Origin of the sequence: Actinomadura geliboluensis, from assembly GCF_043197915.1 — a bacterium.
Lineage (GTDB): Bacteria > Actinomycetota > Actinomycetes > Streptosporangiales > Streptosporangiaceae > Spirillospora > Spirillospora geliboluensis.
The window spans coordinates 138515-157803 of sequence record NZ_JBICUA010000009.1; the positions used below are offsets into that span (position 1 = coordinate 138515).

Consider the following 19289-nt stretch of genomic DNA (forward strand, 5'->3'; position numbering starts at 1 on the left):
CACACGGGGCCGGAGCAGGCCCGGCGGCCCGCCCGGTCAGCGGGCGGCGGCCTGCGCGGCCGGACGGTCGATGGCGGCGGGCGGCGCCTCCCGGAGCGTCCGCTTGAGGATCTTGCCGCTGGCGTTGAGCGGCATCTCCGCGACCACGACGAACTCCACCGGGACCTTGTAGGCGGCCAGCCGGTCGCGGCAGCGGCGGCGCAGCGCCTCCAGGTCGATCTCCCGCTCGGCGGTGAGGTAGGCGACCACGACCTCGCCCCAGTGCTCGTCCGGGCGGCCGACGACCGCGACCTGCGCGACGCCGGGATGCCCGGAGATCACCGTCTCGATCTCGACGGGGTAGATGTTCTCGCCGCCGCGGATGATCATGTCCTTGCTGCGCCCGGCGAGGTAGAGGTACCCCTCGTCGTCCATCCGGGCCAGGTCGCCGCCCCAGAACCAGCCGTCGCGGATCGCGCGGGCGGTCTCGTCCGGCATCTCCAGGTAGCCGTTCATCACCGCGTCCGAGCGGGTGATGATCTCGCCGATCTCGCCGCGCGGCACGTCCGCGCCGTCCGCGCCGACGATGCGCAGCTCCACCCCGAAGGCGGGCTTGCCGATCGAGCCGAGCAGGTGCGTGTCGCCGGCCATCGCGCGCCGGTGGTCCGCGGAGCCGAGGACGGTCTGCAGGCCGCCCTCCGTCGCGGCCCCGAACGCGTTGATGAGGTCGCAGCCGAACGTCTCGATGGCCTGCCGCAGCAGGGTCGGCGAGATCGGGGCGCCGCCGTAGATGATGGACCGCAGGCCGGGGTAGTCGCCCGCGGCGGCCTCGGGCCGCTCCAGCACCGAACTGATCATCGTCGGGACGAGGAACACGCCGGTGAGCCGGCCGGACCGCATCCAGCGCAGCACCTCGGCCGGGTCGAACTGGGGCAGGATCAGCGTCGGGAAGCCGCGCCACACGTGCATGAGGATCATGCCCTGCCCGGCGATGTGGAAGGTCGGCGACGCGGTGGAGCGGAACTCGCCCGGCACGATCTCGTAGTCGATCGACATGTTGACGATGAGCGACTTCAGCATCCGCTGCGACTGGAGGACGCCCTTGGGCAGCCCCGTCGTGCCCGAGGTGAACGCCAGGCCGATGACGTCCTCGTCCCGCACGTCCACGTCCGGCTCTACGTCGGCGCCCGTCGCGAGCAGCGCCTCGTAGCCCTCCGGGCCCTCCGCCTGGTCGAAGTCGATCAGCTGCCGCAGGCTCTCGACCTTCGGCAGCAGGGCGCGCCCGGAGTCGAGGTAGCGGCTCGTGACGAAGAGCATCGACGGCTTGGCCCAGCGCAGGAGGGTGAGCAGCTCGGAGTCCGCGAGCCGGTTGTTAAGGGGGACGTAGACGGCGCCCAGCTTCATGCAGGCCAGCAGCAGTTCGGCGTACCCGCCGCAGTCGGTGGCGACGATCGCGACCTTGTCGCCCTTGGCGACGCCCCGCCGGGCCATGGCGTCCGCGAGCCGGTTCACGCGCGTGTTGGTCTCGGCGAAGGTCTGCTCAGTGCCGTCACCGAACACGAAGCACGGGACGTCCGGATGGCGCTGCGCGCTGAGGCGGAGGTAGTCACCGACGCGGATCCTGGGGTGCATGGCCACTCCTGCGATTGCCGGGAGGTTCGAACCTCGTGCCGTACATGACGTCGGAGTCATCCAGTGTCTAAACCATCGCCGGAGCACGTGTCAATGCTTCCAGGCGCGGCAACGCGGAGCTACACGGCCTGTCAGGGGATTCCCGGCCGACCGTTGACATGGCCGGGCGGTGCCGGTAGACAGGTCGATATTGACATCAGTCTCAATCCGGAGGACGGGACGATGGCGGGACGGCTCGGCAGCACGGGGACCGGTGTCACCGGGCTCGGGATCACCGGGCTCGGCATCACGGTCGGCGAGTTCCTCCCGCTGAGCGCCCGGCGGCATCCCGACCGGGCCTGCTTCCTGTTCCCCGACGGCTCCGCGCACTCGTTCGCGCTGACGAACGCGCGGGTCAACCGGCTCGCCTCCGCCCTGCGCGCCGAGGGCGTCCGGCGCGGCGACCGGCTCGCGGTCTTCGCGCTCGACTCGCACCGCTACATGGAGATCGTGCTCGCCTGCATGAAGCTCGGCGCGGTCTACGTCCCGCTCAACTACCGGCTGCGGCGATCGGAGGCCGACGTCCTGCTGCGGCGGTCGGCGCCGGTCGCGCTGTTCCACGACGTTCGCTACCGCGAGCTGCTGGACGGGGTCGCCGACGAGCACCCGTCCCTGCGGCTCGTCATCGAGCTGGACGCGCCGGAGGCCGCGGGCCCCTCGCCCTACGAGCGGCTGGTGAGCGCGGGCGAGGACGTGGAACCGCCGGTGGCGAGCACCGACGACGACCTGATCGCGCTCGCCTTCACCTCGGGGACGACCGGGCTGCCGAAGGGCGTACTGCAGCCGCAGCGGATGCTGAAGGCCATCACCTACTCCGGCATGGTCGAGTACCTGTCGCGCTCTGACGACGTCCGCTACACGGCCGCTCCCACCTTCCACATCTCCGGGGTGTGCGGGCTGTTCATGGGGGTGGCGGCCGGCTTCACGTCGCTGCTGCTCCCGCAGTTCGAGCCGCGCACCGTGCTGGACTTCCTGGCCCGGGACCGGGTCACCGCGGCCTTCCTCGTCCCCACGATGATCAGCAGCATCCTCCAGCTGGAGGGCGCCGCCGACCACTCCTACGAGCGGCTGCGCCTCATCACCTACGGCGCGGCGCCGATCTCCCCGGCGCTGCTGCGCCGCGCCATGGACGTCTTCGACTGCGACTTCCTCCAGGCGTTCGGCGCGGGCACCGAAGCCGGCCTGCAGACGACGCTGACGCCGGAGGACCACCGGCGGGCCCTCGCCGAACGTCCCGAACTGCTCCGCTCGTGCGGCCGCCCGTCCATCGGGGTCGCCCTGCGGATCGTGGACGCCGACATGCGCGACGTGCCGCGGGGCGAGGTCGGTGAGGTGGCCACGCGCAGCGACCAGATGATGGTGGGCTACCTGGACATGCCCGCGGAGACCGAGCGCGCCTTCGAGGGCGGCTGGTTCCGCGCCGGCGACATGGGCCACCTGGACGAGGAGGGCTACCTCTACCTGCACGGGCGCGGCACGGACATGATCATCCGGGGCGGCGAGAACGTCTACCCGGTCGAGATCGAGTCGGTGCTGGCCGAGCACCCGGCGGTGGCGCAGGCGGCGGTCGTCGGCGTCCCGGACGAGCACTGGGGCGAGGTCGTGCGCGCGTTCGTCACCGCCGCGACCGGGCGCCGGCCGGCGGAGGAGGAGCTGCTGGCGCACTGCAGGGCCCGCCTGGCGAGCTACAAGGTGCCCCGGGAGTTCGTCGTGCTCGACGCGATGCCCGTCAACGCCAGCGGCAAGATCCTCAAGCGCGAGCTGCGCCGGTGGACTCCTTCTTCTGCCTCAACATGACAATGACATCACATTCGAACTGTGCGAGATTGGACCCATGACCAGCATTGACGAGGCCGCCCCCGCGGCCCCGCCGTTCGCGGTGTCGCATCAGGGCCGCGTGGCGACGCTCACGATCTCCAACCCCCGGCGCAAGAACGCGATCGGCCAGGCGGGCTGGGCCGCGCTCCGGGACGCCGCCGCCGGTGTCGCCGCCAGCGACGCCCGGGTGCTCGTCATCACCGGCGAGGGCGGCGACTTCTGCGCCGGAGCCGACCTGTCCGCGCCCTCGGAACGGCACGCGCTCACCGGCATGCACGAGGTCAACGAGGCGTGCCTCGCCGTCCACCGGCTGCGGATCCCGGTCATCTGCCGGGTCGACGGGTACGCCGTCGGAGCGGGCATGAACCTCGCCCTCGCCGGGGACTTCGTCATCGCCAGCGACCGGGCCCGCTTCGCCCAGATCTTCGTCAAGCGCGGCCTGTCGGTGGACTTCGGCGGCTCCTGGCTGCTGCCCCGCCTCGTCGGGCTGCACCGCGCCAAGGAGATGGTGCTGCTCGGCGGCATGATCGACGCCGCCGCCCTGCACGGGCTCGGGATCGTCCGGCAGGTCGTCCCGCCCGGCGGGCTCGACGCCGCGGTGGCCGGCCTCGCCGCGCAGCTCGCCGAGGGGCCGCCGATGGCGCTCGCCCAGTCCAAGCGGCTGCTCAACGACGCCTTCGAGAGCAGCCTCGAAGGCGCGCTCGAAGCCGAGGCCCACGCGCAGGCGGTGAACCTCGCGATGGAGGACGCCGCGGAGGCGGGCCGCGCCTTCTTCGAGAAGCGGCCCCCCGTCTTCCGCGGCCGCTGACCCCGCTGCCCCCCGACCACCCGCGCCATGCGGGACGGACGTACAGGAGTGACCAGATGAGGATCGAAGGCACGGCGGCCCTTGTGTCGGGCGGAGCGTCCGGGCTCGGGCTGGCGACCGCGCGCCGCCTGCTGGAGCGGGGCGCCTCCGTCGTCCTGCTCGACCTGCCGGCCTCGGCGGGCGAGAAGGCGGCCGCGGAGCTGGGCGGACGGGCCGTCTTCGCCGCCGGCGACGTCCGCTCGGAGGACGACGTGGCGGCCGCCGTGGACGCGGCGTCCCGCCTCGGCCCGCTGCGCGTCGCGGTGAGCTGCGCCGGCTCGGGACGGGCGGGCCGCACGGTCGGCCGCGACGGGCCGATGCCCCTCGACGACTTCTCCTGGACCGTGGGGGTGAACCTCGTCGGCACCTTCAACCTGATCCGCCTCGCCGCCGCGCGCATGGCCGAGCAGGACCCGGTCGACGGGGAGCGGGGCGTCGCGGTCGCGACCGCGTCGGTGGCCGCCTACGAGGGGCAGATCGGGCAGGCGGCCTACTCGGCGTCCAAGGGCGGCGTCGTCGGGATGACGCTGCCGATCGCGCGGGACCTCGCGTCCCTGCAGATCCGGATGATGACGATCGCGCCCGGCATCTTCGAGACCCCGATGCTGGGCGCGCTCAGCGAGGAGGTGCGCGCGTCCCTGGGCCGGCAGGTGCCGCACCCGTCCCGGCTCGGCGCCCCCGCCGAGTACGCCGCGATGGTCGAGCACATCATCGAGAACCCGATGCTCAACGGCGAGACGATCCGGCTGGACGGCGCCATCAGGATGAGCCCCCGCTGAGCGGGCCGGCACAGGGAGGTAGTCGCATGGAGTTCTCCTGGACGCCGGAGCAGGGCGACCTGCGCGCCGCGGTGCGCCGGGTGCTGGCGGACAAGGCGCCGCTCTCGCGGGCGCGGGAGCTGGCCGAGGCGGGCGAACGGCACGATCCCGACACGTGGGAGACCCTCGCCGCCCAGCTCGGGCTGCAGGGGCTGGCGCTCTCCGAGGACGCGGGCGGCAGCGGCGGCTCGCTCGTGGACCTCGCGATCGTCATGGAGGAGATGGGCGCCGTGCTGTTCGGCGGCCCGTTCCTGCCCACGGTGGTGCTCGCGGCGAACGTGCTCGCGGCCCTGCCGGACGACCCCGTCGCCGCCGAGCTGCTCCCGCGCCTGGCCGAGGGCGAGCTGACCGCCGCCGTCGCGGTCGTCGAGGCGGACGGGCGCTGGTCGCCGGAGTCGGTGCGGACCTCCGCGCGCGACGGCGGCGGCGGGCCCGTGCTGGACGGGGACAAGGAACTCGTCCTCGACGGCGCCGGCGCCGATGTGGTGCTCGTGCTCGCGCGGTCCGACGCGGGCCTCGGGTGGTACGCGGTCGAGGCCGGGGCGGCGGGCCTCGTCCGGACACCCCGCCAGGTGCTCGACGGCACCCGTCCGGCGGCGTCCCTCGAACTGCGCGGGACCCCGGCGCGGCCGGTCGGGGAGCCGGGCGGCGGATGGGCGGTCGGTGAGCGGATGCGGCGGACGGCCGCGATCCTGCTCGCGGCCGAGCAGGCGGGCGCCGCCGGCGAGCTGGTCCGCCGCACCGCCGAGTACGCGGCGACGCGCCGGCAGTTCGGCCGCCCGGTCGGCGCCTTCCAGGGCGTGAAGCATCGGCTCGCCGACATGGCGGTGCGGCACGAGATGGCGCGGTCCGCCGCGTTCTGGGCGGCGTGGCGGGAGCCGGGCTCGGCCGAGCAGGAGTTCGGCGCCCTCGTCGCCCGGTCCTACTGCTCCGGCGCCTTCCTGCAGACCGCCAAGGACACGATCCAGATGCACGGCGGCATCGGCTTCACCTGGGAGCACGACGCGCACCTGTTCCTGCGGCGGGCCCGCCTCGACGCGACCCTGCTCGGCGGGGCGGCCGAGGCGCGCGCCGCCCTGCTGCCCCACCTCCTCACCGACCTGCCGCCGGAGCTGGAAGGAGCGGCCCGATGATCGAACTGCCGGAGGACGCCACCGAGGTCCGGGCCTTCGAGGCCGCGGACGCCTGGCTGCGCGAGCACCTGCCCGCCGACGTCCTGAAGGCCGCGCTGGACGCCGACTGGCCCGCCGTCGAGGCGTTCCTCGCCGACCCGGTGCGCGGGCCCGCGTGGTTCTCCGCGCTGGGCGCGGCGGGGCTGTCCACGCCCGCGTGGCCCCGCGAGTGGGGCGGGCTCGGGCTGTCGGCGCGGGCGGCGGGCGCCGTCGCCGCCGCGGTCCTGCGGTACCGGGCCGGGCGCGGCATGGACGACTTCGTCGGGCTGGCGCTCGCCGGGCCGACGATCATCGTCCACGGGACGCGGGCGCAGAAGGAGCGCTTCCTCGGCCCGCTGGCGCGCGGCGAGCACCGCTGGTGCCAGCTGTTCAGCGAACCCGGCGCGGGCTCCGACCTCGCCGGGCTAGCGACCCGGGCCGAGCGGCAGGACGACGGCGGCTGGCTGGTGAACGGCCAGAAGGTGTGGAGCTCGTTCGCCCACGTCTCCGACTACGGACTGCTGATGGCCCGCACCGATCCCGCGCTGCCGAAGCACCGCGGCATCAGCTACTTCCTCGTCGACATGCGCACGCCCGGGGTCGACGCCCGGCCGCTGAAGCAGATGACCGGCGACGCCGAGTTCAACGAGGTCTTCCTCACCGACGTGCGGCTGCCCGCCGACGCACTCCTCGGCGAGGTCAACGGCGGCTGGGCCGTCGCGATCACCACGCTGATGCAGGAGCGCAACGGGCTCACCGGGCCGCCCGCCGTGGGGGAGGGGCGCGCCGACGTCCTGCTCCGCCGGGCCCGGGACAACGGGGCCCTCGCCGACCCGGTGCTGCGCGACGAGCTGCTCCGCCTCGCGGTCGAGGAGCGCGTCCTGCAGATGACCACCATCCGGTCGTACGCCGAGTCCGGCCGGGACGCGGTCGGCGCCGAGGGGTCGATCCGCAAGCTCGTCCACGCCCACATCGAGGAGACGGCGGGCACGCTGGCGGCCGAGGTCGAGCCGCTGTCCGCGCTGGCGTGGGAGCGGGGGACGCCGAACTCCGCCGCGTCCTACGAGTTCCTCGCGATGAAGCAGACGAGCATCGCGGGCGGGACGTCGGAGATCCAGCGCAACATCATCGCCGAGCGGGTCCTGGGGCTGCCCAAGGACCCCGACCCCGAGAAGGACGTCCCGTTCAACGAGCGGCAGCGCGGCGGCTGACACCGTGCGGAACCCTCCCATCCCTCCCGGCATCCAGGAGCAGTCATGACCACGCTGGAGCTGAGCACTCCCGAGCCGGGCATCGCCCTGCTCACCCTGTCCCGTCCCGAGCGGCTCAACGCGCTCTCGGCGGAACTGCTGGACGACCTCCACCGGACGCTCGACGAGGTCGCCGCCGACCCCGCGACCAGGGTCCTCGTCCTCACCGGGGCGGGCCGCGGGTTCTGCGCGGGCCTCGACCTCACCGCCTACGACCTCGCGACCCAGAACACCCGCGAGCGGCCGGACTCGCCCCAGCAGAGGCTCCGGCTCCAGCGGCACATCGCGGCGCTGGTGCCGAAGCTGCGGGCGATGCCGCAGCCCGTGATCGCGGCCGTCAACGGGCCCGCGGCGGGCGGCGGGCTGGCGCTCGCGCTCGCCTCGGACGTCCGCATCGCCGGGGAGTCGGCCCGCTTCAACGTCGCGTTCGTGCGGATCGGTCTGTCGGGATGCGACATCGGCGTGAGCTGGATGCTGCCGCGGCTGATCGGGGCGTCCCGCGCGTTCGAGCTGATGCTCACCGGCCGTCTCATCGACGCCCCGGAGGCCGACCGCATCGGGCTGGTGACCCGGGTCGTCCCGGACGGGGACCTGCTCGGCTCGGCGCTGGAGACCGCCCGCGCCATCTGCGCCAACAGCCCGATGGGGGTCCGCATGACCAAGGAGGTCATGTGGAGCCAGCTGGAGATCGGCAGCCTCCAGGCCGGCATCGACCTGGAGAACCGGACCCAGATCCTGACCTCCTTCACCGCGGACCACGGCGAGGCGGCCGCCGCCTTCCTGGCCCGCCGCCCGCCCCTGTTCCATGACCGCTGACCGCCCGAGGAGGCCGGAATGACCACCACCGCCCCCGGCGACGCGCGGGCCGACGAGGACTCGCCCGAACGCCGGCGCGTCCTCGACGCCGCGCGGGCCGTGCTCGACCGCACCCCGCCCGGCTCCACCCCGCGGCGGGAGTTCCTCGAAGCCTGCTTCGACGCGGGCCTCGCGTGGGTCCAGTTCCCCGAGGGGCTCGGAGGGCTCGGCGTGGAGCCGGGCCTCCAGGCGGCGGTGGACGCCGTCCTGCAGAGCGCCGGCGGACCGGTGCCGTTCGACCTCAACCCCATGGGCTACGGCATGGCGGGCCCGACGGTGATGGCCCACGCGAGCTGGGAGCTGAAGGAGCGCCTCCTCCGCCCGCTCTACGTCTGCGACGAGATCTGGTGCCAGCTGTTCTCCGAGCCCGGCGCGGGCTCCGACCTCGCGGGGCTCGCGACCCGGGCCGTCCGGGACGGCGGCGAATGGGTCGTCAACGGGCAGAAGGTGTGGACCAGCAACGCCCACAAGGCCAAGTGGGCGCTGCTGCTCGCCCGGACGGACCCCGGCCGGCCCAAGCACCGGGGGCTGACGTACTTCGTCCTGGACATGGAGGACCCGGGCGTCGAGGTCCGGCCGCTGCGGCAGATGACCGGGGAGGCCGAGTTCAACGAGGTCCACCTGCGCGACGCCCGCATCCCCGACTCCCACCGGCTCGGCGAGGTCGGCGAGGGCTGGCGCGTCGCCATGACGACCCTGATGAACGAGCGCAACGCGATCGGCGGCGGCTCCAGCATCCGCGGCACCGGCTCGATCGGCTCGGCGGTGCGGCTGTGGCGGGAGCGGGCGGACCTGCGGACCCCCGTCCTGCGCGCCCGGCTGCTGGAGCTGTTCGCCCGCGCGGACGCCGCGCGGCTGACCGGCGACCGGCAGCGGGTGGAGCAGGGGGACCGGCCCGCCGGCGCGGAGGGTTCGATCGGGAAGCTCACCGGAGCCGAGCTGAACCAGGACGTCTACGAGTTCTGCATGGACATGCTCGGGCCCGAGGCTGCGCTCTACAGCGGCTATGACGCGGCCCCGTCCGGCGAGCAGCGGGACGGGACGGACGGGGAGGACCTCGCGCGCAAGTTCCTGCGCTCGCGCGCCAACACCATCGAGGGCGGCACGTCCGAGGTGCTGCGCAACGTCATCGGCGAGCGGCTGCTGGGCCTCCCCGGCGACCTGCGCGCCGACACCGGCAAGCCGTGGCGGGAGGTGCCCCGTGGCTGAGGCGGCGGGCACCGCGCCGGGCGGGAGGGAGCTGTGATGGAGTTCGCGTTCACCGAGGAGCAGCGGGCGCTGCGCGACCTGACCCGGTCCATGGCGGAGCGCACCTGGACCGATGAAGCCGTCCGCGCGCAGCTGCAGACGGCTGCGGGGTTCGACCGCGAGGCGTGGCGGGTCCTGGGCCGCGACCTCGGCGTGCTGGGGCTCGCCCTGCCCGTCGAGGCGGGCGGTGACGGCGGCGGGACGGTCGCGCTCGCCATCGTCGCCGAGGAGCTGGGCCGCGTCCTCGCCGGGGTGCCGCTGCTCGGCTGCGTCGCGCTCGCCGCGACCGCGCTGGCGCGCTCGGGCGACCCGGAGGCGCCCGGCCTCGTCTCCGGGATCGTCTCCGGCGAGACCGTCGCGAGCCTGGTGGCCACCGACGCGCGGGGCGCCTGGGCACCCGCCTGGACCGGCATCACCGCCACCGGTGGACGGGAAGCCCCCGTACTCAGCGGCACCGTCTCGCACGTCCTCGACGCCGTCGCTGCCGACCTCTTCGTGGTCGTGGCCGAGGCAGACGGCGACCCGGCGCTGTTCCTCGTCGACGCGGGAGCGCGGGGGCTGTCCGTGGAGCCGCTGACCACGCTCGACCAGACGCGCCGCCTCGGCCGGGTGCGGTTCGACGGGACGCCCGCACGCCCCCTCGGGGACGCCGGGGCGCCGGCGCTCGACGCCGTCGCGGCGGCCCGCGACGTCGGCGCGGTCGTCCTCGCGGCCGAGGCCGTCGGCGCCAGCGCCCGGCTGCTGGCGATGAGCGTCGAGTACGCGTCCACCCGGCTCCAGTTCGGGCGGCCGATCGGGTCCTTCCAGGCCGTCAAGCACCGGTGCGCGGACATGCACGTCGCGGTGGAGCAGTCCCGGTCGGCGGCCTACCACGCGGCCTGGACGCTGGACGACCCGGGCCTCGACGACCCGCGGATCGCCGTCGACCTGGCCACCGTGCGGACGGCCGCCGACTATCAGGCGGTGGTCAAGAACACCGTCCAGGTGCACGGCGGCATCGGCTTCACCTGGGAGCACTCCGCGCACCTCTACTACAAGCGCGCCGTCGGCGACGCCACACTGCTCGGCGGCCGCGCCGCCGCGGCCGAGCGGCTGGCCGCGTCCGTCCTCGACGCCGCGTCCTGACCCGTCCACGACCAGGGAGCACCATGACCACCGAAGCACAGCCCGCCGCCGAGGTGCGCGTGGAGGCCGACGGCGGCGTCCTCGTCATCACCATCGACCGCCCCGGCGCCCGCAACGCCGTCAACGAGAACGTCGCGCGCGCCGTCGCCGGGGCCGCCGACCGGCTCGACTCCGACCCGGCGCTCCAGGCCGGCGTCATCACCGGCGCCGGCGGCACCTTCTGCGCGGGGATGGACCTCAAGGCGTTCGTCCGGGGCGAGCACCCCGTGGTGGCGGGGCGCGGCTTCGCCGGGCTCGTCCAGCGGCCGCCGCGCAAGCCGCTCATCGCCGCCGTCGAGGGCTACGCGCTCGCGGGCGGCTTCGAGATCGTGCTGGCCTGCGACCTCGTCGTCGCCGCCCGCGGCGCGACGTTCGGCATCCCCGAGGTGAAGCGGAGCCTCGTCGCGGCCGGGGGCGGGCTCCTGCGCCTGCCGCGCCGCGTCCCCTACCACGTGGCGATGGAGCTGGCGCTGCTCGGCGACCACATGAGCGCGGCGCGGATGAGCGAGCTGGGCCTGGTCAACCGGCTCGTGGACGACGGCGAGGCGCTCGGCGCGGCCCTCGGGCTGGCCCGGGAGGTCGCCGCGAACGGCCCGCTCGCGCTCGCCGCCAGCAAGCGGATCATCGTCGAGTCGGCCGGCTGGGGCGAGGAGGAGTCCTGGATCGAGCAGGACAGGATCGCCCGGCCCGTGGCGGGGTCCGCCGACGCGCGCGAGGGCGCCACCGCCTTCGCGGAGAAGCGTCCCCCGGTGTGGCAGGGGCGCTGATGAGCGAGATCCTCCTCCTCGACCGCGCCGACGGCGTCGCCACGGTGACGCTCAACCGGCCCGAGGCGCGCAACGCCCTCAGCGCGGCGCTCATCACCGCGCTGCGCGACACCATGCGAGCCCTTGAGGACGACGACGAGGTGCACGCCGTCGTCCTCACCGGGTCCGACCCCGCCTTCTGCGCGGGCCTGGACCTCAAGGAGCTCGGCAGTTCGGGGGAGAACCTCCAGCTCGGCCAGGAGGACGACGAGGAGCCGTCCCCGTACCCGTGGCCGGTGCCGTCGAAGCCGGTGATCGGCGCCGTCAACGGCGTCGCGGTCACCGGCGGCCTGGAGCTGGCGCTGAACTGCGACATCCTCATCGCCTCCGAACGGGCCCGGTTCGCCGACACCCACGCCCGCGTCGGCGTGCTGCCGGGCTGGGGGCTGTCGGTGCTGCTGCCCCGGCTCGTCGGCCGGCAGATGGCCCGCCGCATGAGCCTGACCGGCGACTTCGTCCCCGCCGCCGAGGCCCTCCGCGCCGGCCTCGTCACGGAGGTAGTCGCGCACGGAGACCTCCTCCCCGCGGCGCACCGCGTCGCCCGGACGATCGCCGGCAACGACCGCGACGCCGTGCGGACCCTGCTCGACTCCTACCGGCGCATCGAACTGGCCGAGATCGCGGACGGCTACGGCATCGAGGGCCGGACGTCCCGCGACTGGCTGGCCCGCGGCTTCACCCCCGCGTCCGTCGAGGAGCGCCGCGAGGCGATCGTCGACCGGGGCCGCGCCCAGACCGCCACCTGACCCGCGACCAGAACGAGAGGAACGGCCCGAGCATGCTCACCGGCGACCAGTACAAGGCCAGTCTCGACGACGGCCGCAGCACCTACTTCGAGGGAGCGAAGGTCACCGACCTCCCCGGCCACCCGATCCTCGGCACCGTCGTGCGGAACATCGCGGACGGCTACGACTGGCTGGCGCTCAAGGCCGTGGACGGCGTCAGCCCCCTCAGCGGCATCCCGGCCACCGTGGACCAGCTGCGCGAGAAGGTCGGGCTCGTCCACAGCGCGGGCATGATGGCGCACGTCAACTACACCTCGCTGATGACGCTGACGACGGCGGCGGGACGGCTGGCGCGGAGCAGCCCGCAGTACGTCGAACGCATCCGCGCCTACGTGGACGACGCGCAGGCCCGCGACATCCGCGTCACGCAGTGCATCACCGACGCCAAGGGCGACCGCTCGCTCCCGCCGGCCCGGCAGGACGACCCGGACGCCTACGTCCGCGTGGTCGGCCGCTCGCCCGACGGCGTCGTCATCCGCGGCGCCAAGCTGCACATCACCGCGGCGTCGTTCGGCCACGAGCTGATGACGATCCCGACCAAGGCGATGAAGCCGGGCGAGGAGGACTACGCGTTCGCGGCGGTGATCCCCGTCAACGCCCCCGGAGTGAAGATCATCAACACGACGTACGCGCCCCGGCACGCCGACGCGCGGTCGTTCCCGATGTCGGGCGGGGAGCACTTCCCGGAGGGCTTCGTCATCTTCGACGACGTGTTCGTCCCCCACGAGCGCGTGTTCCTCGACGGCGAGGTGGCGAGCGCGGCCGTCTTCGCCCACTCCCTCGGGCTGTGGGAGCGGCTCGGCGGCCTCACGTCCATGGCGGACGGCGCCGACGTGCTGGTCGGGTTCGCGCAGCTGATCGCCGAGGCGAACGGCCTGCAGCGGGTCGGGCACGTCCGCGAGAAGATCGCCGAGATGATCATCCACGCGACCGTGGTGCGGGCCTGCCTGGAGGCCGCGCTGACCCACGCGGAGGCGGGCGAGTTCGGCGCCGTCTTCCCCAACGAGCTGTACACCAACGCGGGCAAGTACACCGGGGCCACCGAGTACACCGCCATGGTGCGGCACCTGCACGACATCGCCGGCGCCGCGGTCGTCACCGCGCCGTCCATCGCGGACCTGCAGAACCCCGAGGTGGGGCCGCTGGCGCGCAAGTACATGTCGACCCGGTCGGACGTGGACGGCGAGTACCGCACCCGGCTCTTCCACGCGATCCGCGACCTGACCGCCGACTCCTACGGCGGATGGCGGCAGGTCACCAACGTCCAGGCGGGCGGCGGCCTGTACGCGCAGCGCATCGTCACCCGCAAGCACTACGACGTCGAGGCCGCCAAGCGGGCGGCGCTGCGGGCCGCCGGCCTCGCCGCCGACCCGGCGCCGAGCCGCGGCGTCTGATCCGTGGGCACCGGCGCACTGCCCGGGATCGACGCCGGCGCGCTCACCGGATGGTTCGGCGAGGCGCTCGGCGTCCCCGGCCCGCTCGCGTTCACGCTGATCGCGGGCGGCCGCTCCAACCTCACCTACCGGGTGGACGCCCCGGACGGGCGCGCGTTCGCGCTGCGCAGGCCCCCGACGGGCGACCTCCTGCCGACGGCCCACGACATGGAGCGGGAGTGGCGCATCGTCACCGCGCTCGGCCGCAGCGCCGTGCCGGTGCCGCGCACCCGCGGGCTCTGCGCGGACCCGGCCGTCACCGGCGCCCCCTTCTACGTCATGGACTTCGTCGACGGGACCGTCCTCGACTCCGACGCGGCCGCCGCCGGGCTGCCGCCCGAAGCCCGGGACCGGTTCTCGCGGCAGTGCGCTGAGGTCCTCGCGGCGATCCACGAGGTGGCCCCGGCGGACGCGGGCCTCACCGTCCGTCCGGGTGCGGAGCCCTACGTGCCCCGCCAGCTCCGCCGGTGGACGGCGCAGGTGGAACGGGTCGCCGCCCGCACCGGCGGCGACGACCCCGCCGCCCGCGACCTCGCCGAGGTGCGCGGCCTGCTGGCGGCCCGGACGCCCCCGCAGCGCTGGACGGGCGTCGCGCACGGCGACTTCCGCCCCGGCAACATGATCGTCCGCCCGGACGGGACGGTCGCCGCCGTCCTCGACTGGGAGCTGTGCACCACCGGCGACGTCCTGGCCGACCTCGGCTGGCTCACCGCCTGGTGGCACACCGGCGACACGGTCGGCTGGGGCCCGTCCCGGCTCCCCGGCTTCCTCGACCGCGACGCCCTGGCGCGGTGCTACGCCGAGACGACCGGCCGCGACGTGTCGGACCTGCCGTTCTTCGAGGCGTTCGCGCTGTGGCGGCTCGGCTGCATCGGCCACGGCGTCCACGACCGGTACCGCGGCGGCGCGATGGACGCCCCCGCCGAGCCGCTGGAGGCGCTCGAACGGCGGCCGCGGGAGCTGGCCGCGATCGCCCGTGACATCCTCCTCGGACGTGCGTGAGACAGGAGACCCGCATGGACTTCGAGATCCCCGAGCAGACCCGCGACCTGCTGGACGCCCTGGACGCCTTCATCGAGCGCGAGATCGTCCCGCTGGAGGAGGCGGACGACAACCGCCGCTTCTTCGACCACCGCAGGGAGTGGGCCCGGACCGACTTCGAGCGCGGCGGCGTCGCCCGCCCCGAGTGGGAGGAGCTCCTCGCCGAGGCGAAGCGGCGCGCCGACGCCGCCGGCTTCTACCGGTACAGCCTCCCGGCCGAACTGGGCGGGCACGGGGGCAGCAACCTGGAGATGGCGGTGATCCGCGAGCATCTGGCGCACCGCGGGCTGGGCCTCCACAACGACCTGCAGACCGAGCACTCCGTCGTCGGCAACCTCGTCTTCGTCGAACTGCTGCACCGGTTCGGGACGCCCGAGCAGCGGGAGCAGTTCGTGGAGCCGTCCGTCCGGGGCGAGAACGGCCTGGCGTTCGCGCTCACCGAACCCGAGCACGGCAGCGACGCCACCTGGATGTCGACGCGCGCCGTCCGCGACGGCGGCGACTGGGTCATCAACGGCACCAAGCGGTTCAACACGCTCGGCGCGTCGACGACCCACGACGTCGTCTTCGCCCGCACGTCCGGCGAACCCGGGCAGGCCGAGGGCATCACCGCCTTCATCGTGCCGCTCGACGCCCCCGGCTTCGACGTCCCCTACTACTGGTGGACGCTCAACATGCCCACCGACCACGCCGAGGTGACGCTGGACGACGTCCGCGTGCCCGCGGCGTCCATCCTCGGCGAGGAGGGGCAGGGGCTCGCGGTCGCGCAGACGTTCGTCCACGAGAACCGCATCCGCCAGGCCGCCAGCGGCGTGGGCGCGGCCCAGTTCTGCATCGACCGCTCCGTCGCCTACGCGCGCGAGCGCACCACCTTCGGCCGGCCCCTCGCGTCCCGCCAGGCCATCCAGTGGCCGCTCGTGGAGCTGCACACGGAGGCCGAGATGGTGCGGACCCTGATCCACAAGACCGCCCAGCGGCTGGACGAGGTGCACGCCGCCGGCGAGCCCGCGGTGACCATCGGGCACCTGGTGTCGATGTGCAACTACCGGGGCAACCGGCTGGTCTGCGAGGCGGCGGACCGCGCGATGCAGGTGCACGGCGGCATCGGCTACACGCGCCACGAGCCGTTCGAGCACATCTACCGCCACCACCGCCGCTACCGCATCACCGAGGGCTCCGAGGAGATCCAGATGCGCCGCGTGGCGGGCCGCCTGTTCGGCTACCTGTGACCGCGTCCGGGCCGGGCGGCGCGCGCCTTTCCCCGGCGGATCGCCGAGGGCCCGAATCGGCTACGGTCGGGGGCACCGAATAACACGACAAGACGGGGAACGCACGTGGCACAGAAGGTTCGCATCATCATGACGGACGACCTCGACGGCGGCGAGGCCGCCGAGACGGTGTCGTTCGCCATCGACGGCAGGACGTACGAGATCGACCTCAGCGAGGACAACGCCCGCAAGCTCCGCAGCACGCTGCACAGCTACATGGAGAGCGGCCGCCGGCTCAAGGGCACCCGGGGCGCCGCTCCGGCGCGCGCAGGCCAGGCCCGGGAGCGCGGCGCCGAGATCCGGCAGTGGGCGAAGGAGCAGGGCATCGAGATCAACGAGCGCGGGCGCATCCCCGCCACCGTCATCGCCCAGTACGAGGCGGCGCACTGACGACCGCCCGCGAACGGGCGGCGCACCGGCGCGCACCGGCCCCTCCGGCCGGTCGATGCCGGTGTGCCCGACGGGTTGGAATTCGGCCGCGCGGCGTCTTCGCGGGCGACGGTGCCGGGGTGCGGTGCCGAGGCATGGGGCCGGGATCTCTTTTTCGGCGACGTGATCACTTGGCCGTTCCGGGGAATGGTGACAGGGTGATCGGCCGCACGGTGGCTGATCACGTTCCGGTTGCGGGTTATCTCGCCATTCTTGTTAACGGAGAGGCTTTTTCGTAGGTTCGCCCGAACGGGGGTGAAAGGTCCTTGTCGTGCCGCGTCTGTCCGGTTCGCGATCCGGACCGGGCGGGGGCGGCGCCCGAGCTCCCTGAGGAGACGCCACATGTCCGAGGTCAAACGCCGTGATCTGCTGGCCGGAGCCGCCGCCCTCACCGGGTTCGCGACGGTCGGCCTGCTGCCCGGCACCGCCGCCGCCGCGACCCGGCAGCGGCCCGGTGCCGCCCGGCCGCCCTCCCTCACCGCCGGCGACCGAGCCGTGGTCGCCCGCGTCGACGCGCGCCGGGCGCTGCGGCACCTGCGGGTGCTCAGCGACGAGATCGGCTGGCGCATCGCCGGCACCCGCTCCGAGCACCGCGCCGCCCACTACATCGCCGGGCAGCTGCGCGACCTGGGGTACGCGGTCGAGCTGCAGCCCTTCCCGGTCGCCGACAAGTACCTGGCGGAGATCCGCGCCGAGGGCGAGCGGCTCTGGCAGTGCAGCGCCTCCCCGCAGGGCGCCGTCGCCCCCGCCGCCGGGACGGTGGTGGACGTCGGCCCGGCCACCGAGGTCACCGGGGACGTGCGCGGCAAGCTCGTGCTGTTCGACCGCGTCACCGGCCAGGAGACCGGGCAGGCCAAGGCGGCGGCGGACGCGGGCGCCGCGGCGGTGCTCATCGTCAACGCGCGCTCGACCACCTACCCGGAGCGCAAGCCCAGCGCCTTCGTCCCGAACCTCAAGGAGCCGGTCGCGATCCCCGTGCTGGGGCTGGCCGGGTACCACGGCGAGCGGATCCGGGCCGGTGCCCGGAGCCTGTCGTTCGAGGTCGCCCATCACGCCGGGCTCACCTCGTACAACGTCCTGGCGGAGCGACGGGCCACGCTGCCCAACCCCCGGGGCAAGGCCGTCATCGTCAGCGCGCACTACGACAGCGTCCCCGGCTCGCCCGGCGCCAACGACGACGGCAGCGGCACCGCGCTGTGCCTGGAGCTGGCGCGCGTCCTGAAGCGGCTGCCCACCCAGCAGGCCGTGCGGATCTGCCTGTGGGGCGCGGAGGAGAGCGGCCTGGTCGGCGCCCGGCACTACGTGAAGGAGCTCGACGAGGCGGAGGCCGGGCGGATCACCGGCTGCTTCCAGAACGACATGGTCGCCACCAGCCATCCGCCGGCGGGCACGTACTGGCTGCTGTCGGTGGACGGCGCCGACAACACCACCACGGCCGCGGTGAACGCCGCCGCGCGCCGCCTCGGGTACGCGGGCCAGACCGAGGGGCCGACCGCGCGCGGCTCCAGCGACCACGAGGCGTTCCACGAGCGCGGCATCCCGGCGGGCAACTTCAGCTGGCGCGGCGGCGAGGCGCCGAGCCAGCTGGAGCCGATCTACCACACCCCCGAGGACACGATCGCCGACAACATCAGCCTGGAGCGGCTCCAGGTGTCCCTCGAACTGATCGGCTGCGCCGCCTACGACGTGGCGCGCCGCAAGTAGGAGCCCGCGTGTGCCCGCCGCCCGCGTCCGGGCGGCGGGCTCTTTTGGCGGGGCGCCCGGATCTGTGCGACCATCGGTTCTTCGATTTTCGAAGATTCTGCGTCGCGAGGGGATGTGACGGCCATGACCAGCGCGTCCGACCGGGCGGTGGAGCTCCGCCCCCTGGACTTCCTGGACATCGACGGCCTGCTGTCGGACGAGGAGCGCGACATCCGCGACACCGTCCGCGGCTTCGTCGAGGACCGGGTCGTCCCGCACGCCGGCGACTGGTTCGAGGAGGCGTCCATCCCGCGCGGACTGCCGCGCGAGCTGGGGGCGCTGGGCGTCCTCGGCATGCACCTGGAGGGGTACGGCTGCGCGGGCACCAGCGCGACCGCCTACGGCCTGGCCTGCATGGAGCTGGAGGCGGGCGACAGCGGGGTGCGCAGCATGGTGTCCGTCCAGGGGTCGCTCGCGATGTTCGCGATCTGGCGCTGGGGCTCGGAGGAGCAGAAGCGGCGGTGGCTGCCGGGGATGGCGACGGGGGAGACCGTCGGCTGCTTCGGCCTGACCGAGCCGGACGCGGGCTCCGACCCGGGCGCGATGCGCACCCGCGCGCGCCGCGACGGCGGCGACTGGATCCTCGACGGCCGCAAGATGTGGATCACCAACGGCTCGATCGCGGACGTGGCCGTGGTGTGGGCCCGCACCGACGAGGGCGTCCGCGGCTTCCTCGTCCCGGCCGGCACGCCGGGGTTCAGCGCGCCCGAGATCCGCAAGAAGCTGTCGCTGCGGGCCTCGATTACCTCCGAGCTGGTGCTGGACGGCGTCCGGCTGCCGGCGGACGCCGTCCTGCCCGAGGTGTCGTCCCTGCGGGGCCCGCTGTCGTGCCTGAACGAGGCCCGCGAAGGCCTGGGGGGGGGGGGCGGCCGGGGGGGGGGGGGGGGGGGGGGGGGGGGGGGGGGGGGGGGGGGGGGGGGGGGTGGGGGGGGGGTGGGGGGGGGGGGGCGGCGGCGGGGGGGGGCGGGCGGGCGGCCGCCGCC

Annotated in this window: 17 protein-coding genes; 16 read left to right on the forward strand and 1 reads right to left on the reverse strand. The window is 74.3% G+C overall.

Annotated elements, in window-relative coordinates:
• Positions 1-36 precede the first annotated feature (36 nt).
• Positions 37-1611, reverse strand: coding sequence for a class I adenylate-forming enzyme family protein (locus ACGFI1_RS27785; protein WP_392789294.1), 1575 nt, complete (start codon positions 1609-1611; stop codon positions 37-39).
• Positions 1612-1833: 222 nt separating this feature from the next.
• On the opposite strand from ACGFI1_RS27785, the gene ACGFI1_RS27790 reads away from it, so the two are divergent.
• The 16 genes from ACGFI1_RS27790 to ACGFI1_RS27865 form a co-directional block, all read left to right on the forward strand.
• Entirely contained in the window at positions 1834-3447 is a 1614-nt protein-coding gene (locus ACGFI1_RS27790) for a class I adenylate-forming enzyme family protein (RefSeq protein ID WP_392789296.1), read from the forward strand.
• Between the two features lie 37 nt (positions 3448-3484).
• Entirely contained in the window at positions 3485-4276 is a 792-nt protein-coding gene (locus ACGFI1_RS27795; RefSeq protein WP_392789298.1) for an enoyl-CoA hydratase/isomerase family protein, read from the forward strand.
• 56 nt (positions 4277-4332) lie between these two features.
• The gene (locus tag ACGFI1_RS27800; protein WP_387075542.1) at positions 4333-5094 is read left to right on the forward strand and encodes an SDR family NAD(P)-dependent oxidoreductase; all 762 of its coding nucleotides are present in this window, start codon (positions 4333-4335) and stop codon (positions 5092-5094) included.
• A gap of 26 nt (positions 5095-5120) precedes the next feature.
• Positions 5121-6266: an acyl-CoA dehydrogenase family protein gene (locus ACGFI1_RS27805; protein ID WP_392789300.1), complete on the forward strand. Its 1146-nt coding sequence runs from the start codon at positions 5121-5123 to the stop codon at positions 6264-6266.
• Positions 6263-7495, forward strand: a complete 1233-nt coding sequence (locus ACGFI1_RS27810; RefSeq protein WP_392789302.1) for an acyl-CoA dehydrogenase family protein — start codon at positions 6263-6265, stop codon at positions 7493-7495. Before ACGFI1_RS27805 ends, ACGFI1_RS27810 begins: the two co-directional genes overlap by 4 nt.
• Positions 7496-7540: 45 nt before the next feature.
• Complete coding sequence (locus tag ACGFI1_RS27815; protein ID WP_392789305.1) at positions 7541-8350, forward strand: enoyl-CoA hydratase/isomerase family protein; 810 nt, start codon at positions 7541-7543, stop codon at positions 8348-8350.
• Positions 8351-8368: 18 nt separating this feature from the next.
• On the forward strand, positions 8369-9598 hold the full coding sequence (locus ACGFI1_RS27820) for an acyl-CoA dehydrogenase family protein (protein ID WP_392789307.1): 1230 nt from the start codon (positions 8369-8371) through the stop codon (positions 9596-9598).
• A 36-nt stretch (positions 9599-9634) separates the two neighbouring features.
• Positions 9635-10762, forward strand: coding sequence for an acyl-CoA dehydrogenase family protein (locus ACGFI1_RS27825; protein WP_392789309.1), 1128 nt, complete (start codon positions 9635-9637; stop codon positions 10760-10762).
• 23 nt (positions 10763-10785) lie between these two features.
• The gene (locus ACGFI1_RS27830; RefSeq protein WP_392789311.1) at positions 10786-11568 is read left to right on the forward strand and encodes a crotonase/enoyl-CoA hydratase family protein; all 783 of its coding nucleotides are present in this window, start codon (positions 10786-10788) and stop codon (positions 11566-11568) included.
• Positions 11568-12353 carry an enoyl-CoA hydratase gene (locus tag ACGFI1_RS27835; RefSeq protein ID WP_392789314.1) on the forward strand — a complete coding sequence of 262 codons (786 nt, stop codon included), beginning with the start codon at positions 11568-11570 and terminating at the stop codon, positions 12351-12353. The genes ACGFI1_RS27830 and ACGFI1_RS27835 overlap by 1 nt, the downstream gene beginning before the upstream one ends.
• 32 nt (positions 12354-12385) lie before the next feature.
• Complete coding sequence (locus ACGFI1_RS27840) at positions 12386-13786, forward strand: 4-hydroxyphenylacetate 3-hydroxylase N-terminal domain-containing protein (RefSeq protein WP_392789317.1); 1401 nt, start codon at positions 12386-12388, stop codon at positions 13784-13786.
• Positions 13787-13789: 3 nt separating this feature from the next.
• Positions 13790-14827, forward strand: a complete 1038-nt coding sequence (locus ACGFI1_RS27845; RefSeq protein WP_392789320.1) for a phosphotransferase family protein — start codon at positions 13790-13792, stop codon at positions 14825-14827.
• Between the two features lie 14 nt (positions 14828-14841).
• Positions 14842-16095: an acyl-CoA dehydrogenase family protein gene (locus ACGFI1_RS27850; protein ID WP_392733496.1), complete on the forward strand. Its 1254-nt coding sequence runs from the start codon at positions 14842-14844 to the stop codon at positions 16093-16095.
• A gap of 105 nt (positions 16096-16200) precedes the next feature.
• Positions 16201-16524 carry a histone-like nucleoid-structuring protein Lsr2 gene (locus ACGFI1_RS27855; protein ID WP_138637862.1) on the forward strand — a complete coding sequence of 108 codons (324 nt, stop codon included), beginning with the start codon at positions 16201-16203 and terminating at the stop codon, positions 16522-16524.
• 381 nt (positions 16525-16905) lie between these two features.
• On the forward strand, positions 16906-18267 hold the full coding sequence (locus tag ACGFI1_RS27860; protein WP_392789322.1) for a M20/M25/M40 family metallo-hydrolase: 1362 nt from the start codon (positions 16906-16908) through the stop codon (positions 18265-18267).
• Positions 18268-18390: 123 nt separating this feature from the next.
• A partial coding sequence (locus ACGFI1_RS27865; RefSeq protein WP_392789325.1) for an acyl-CoA dehydrogenase family protein occupies positions 18391-19289 on the forward strand: 899 nt, incomplete at its 3' end.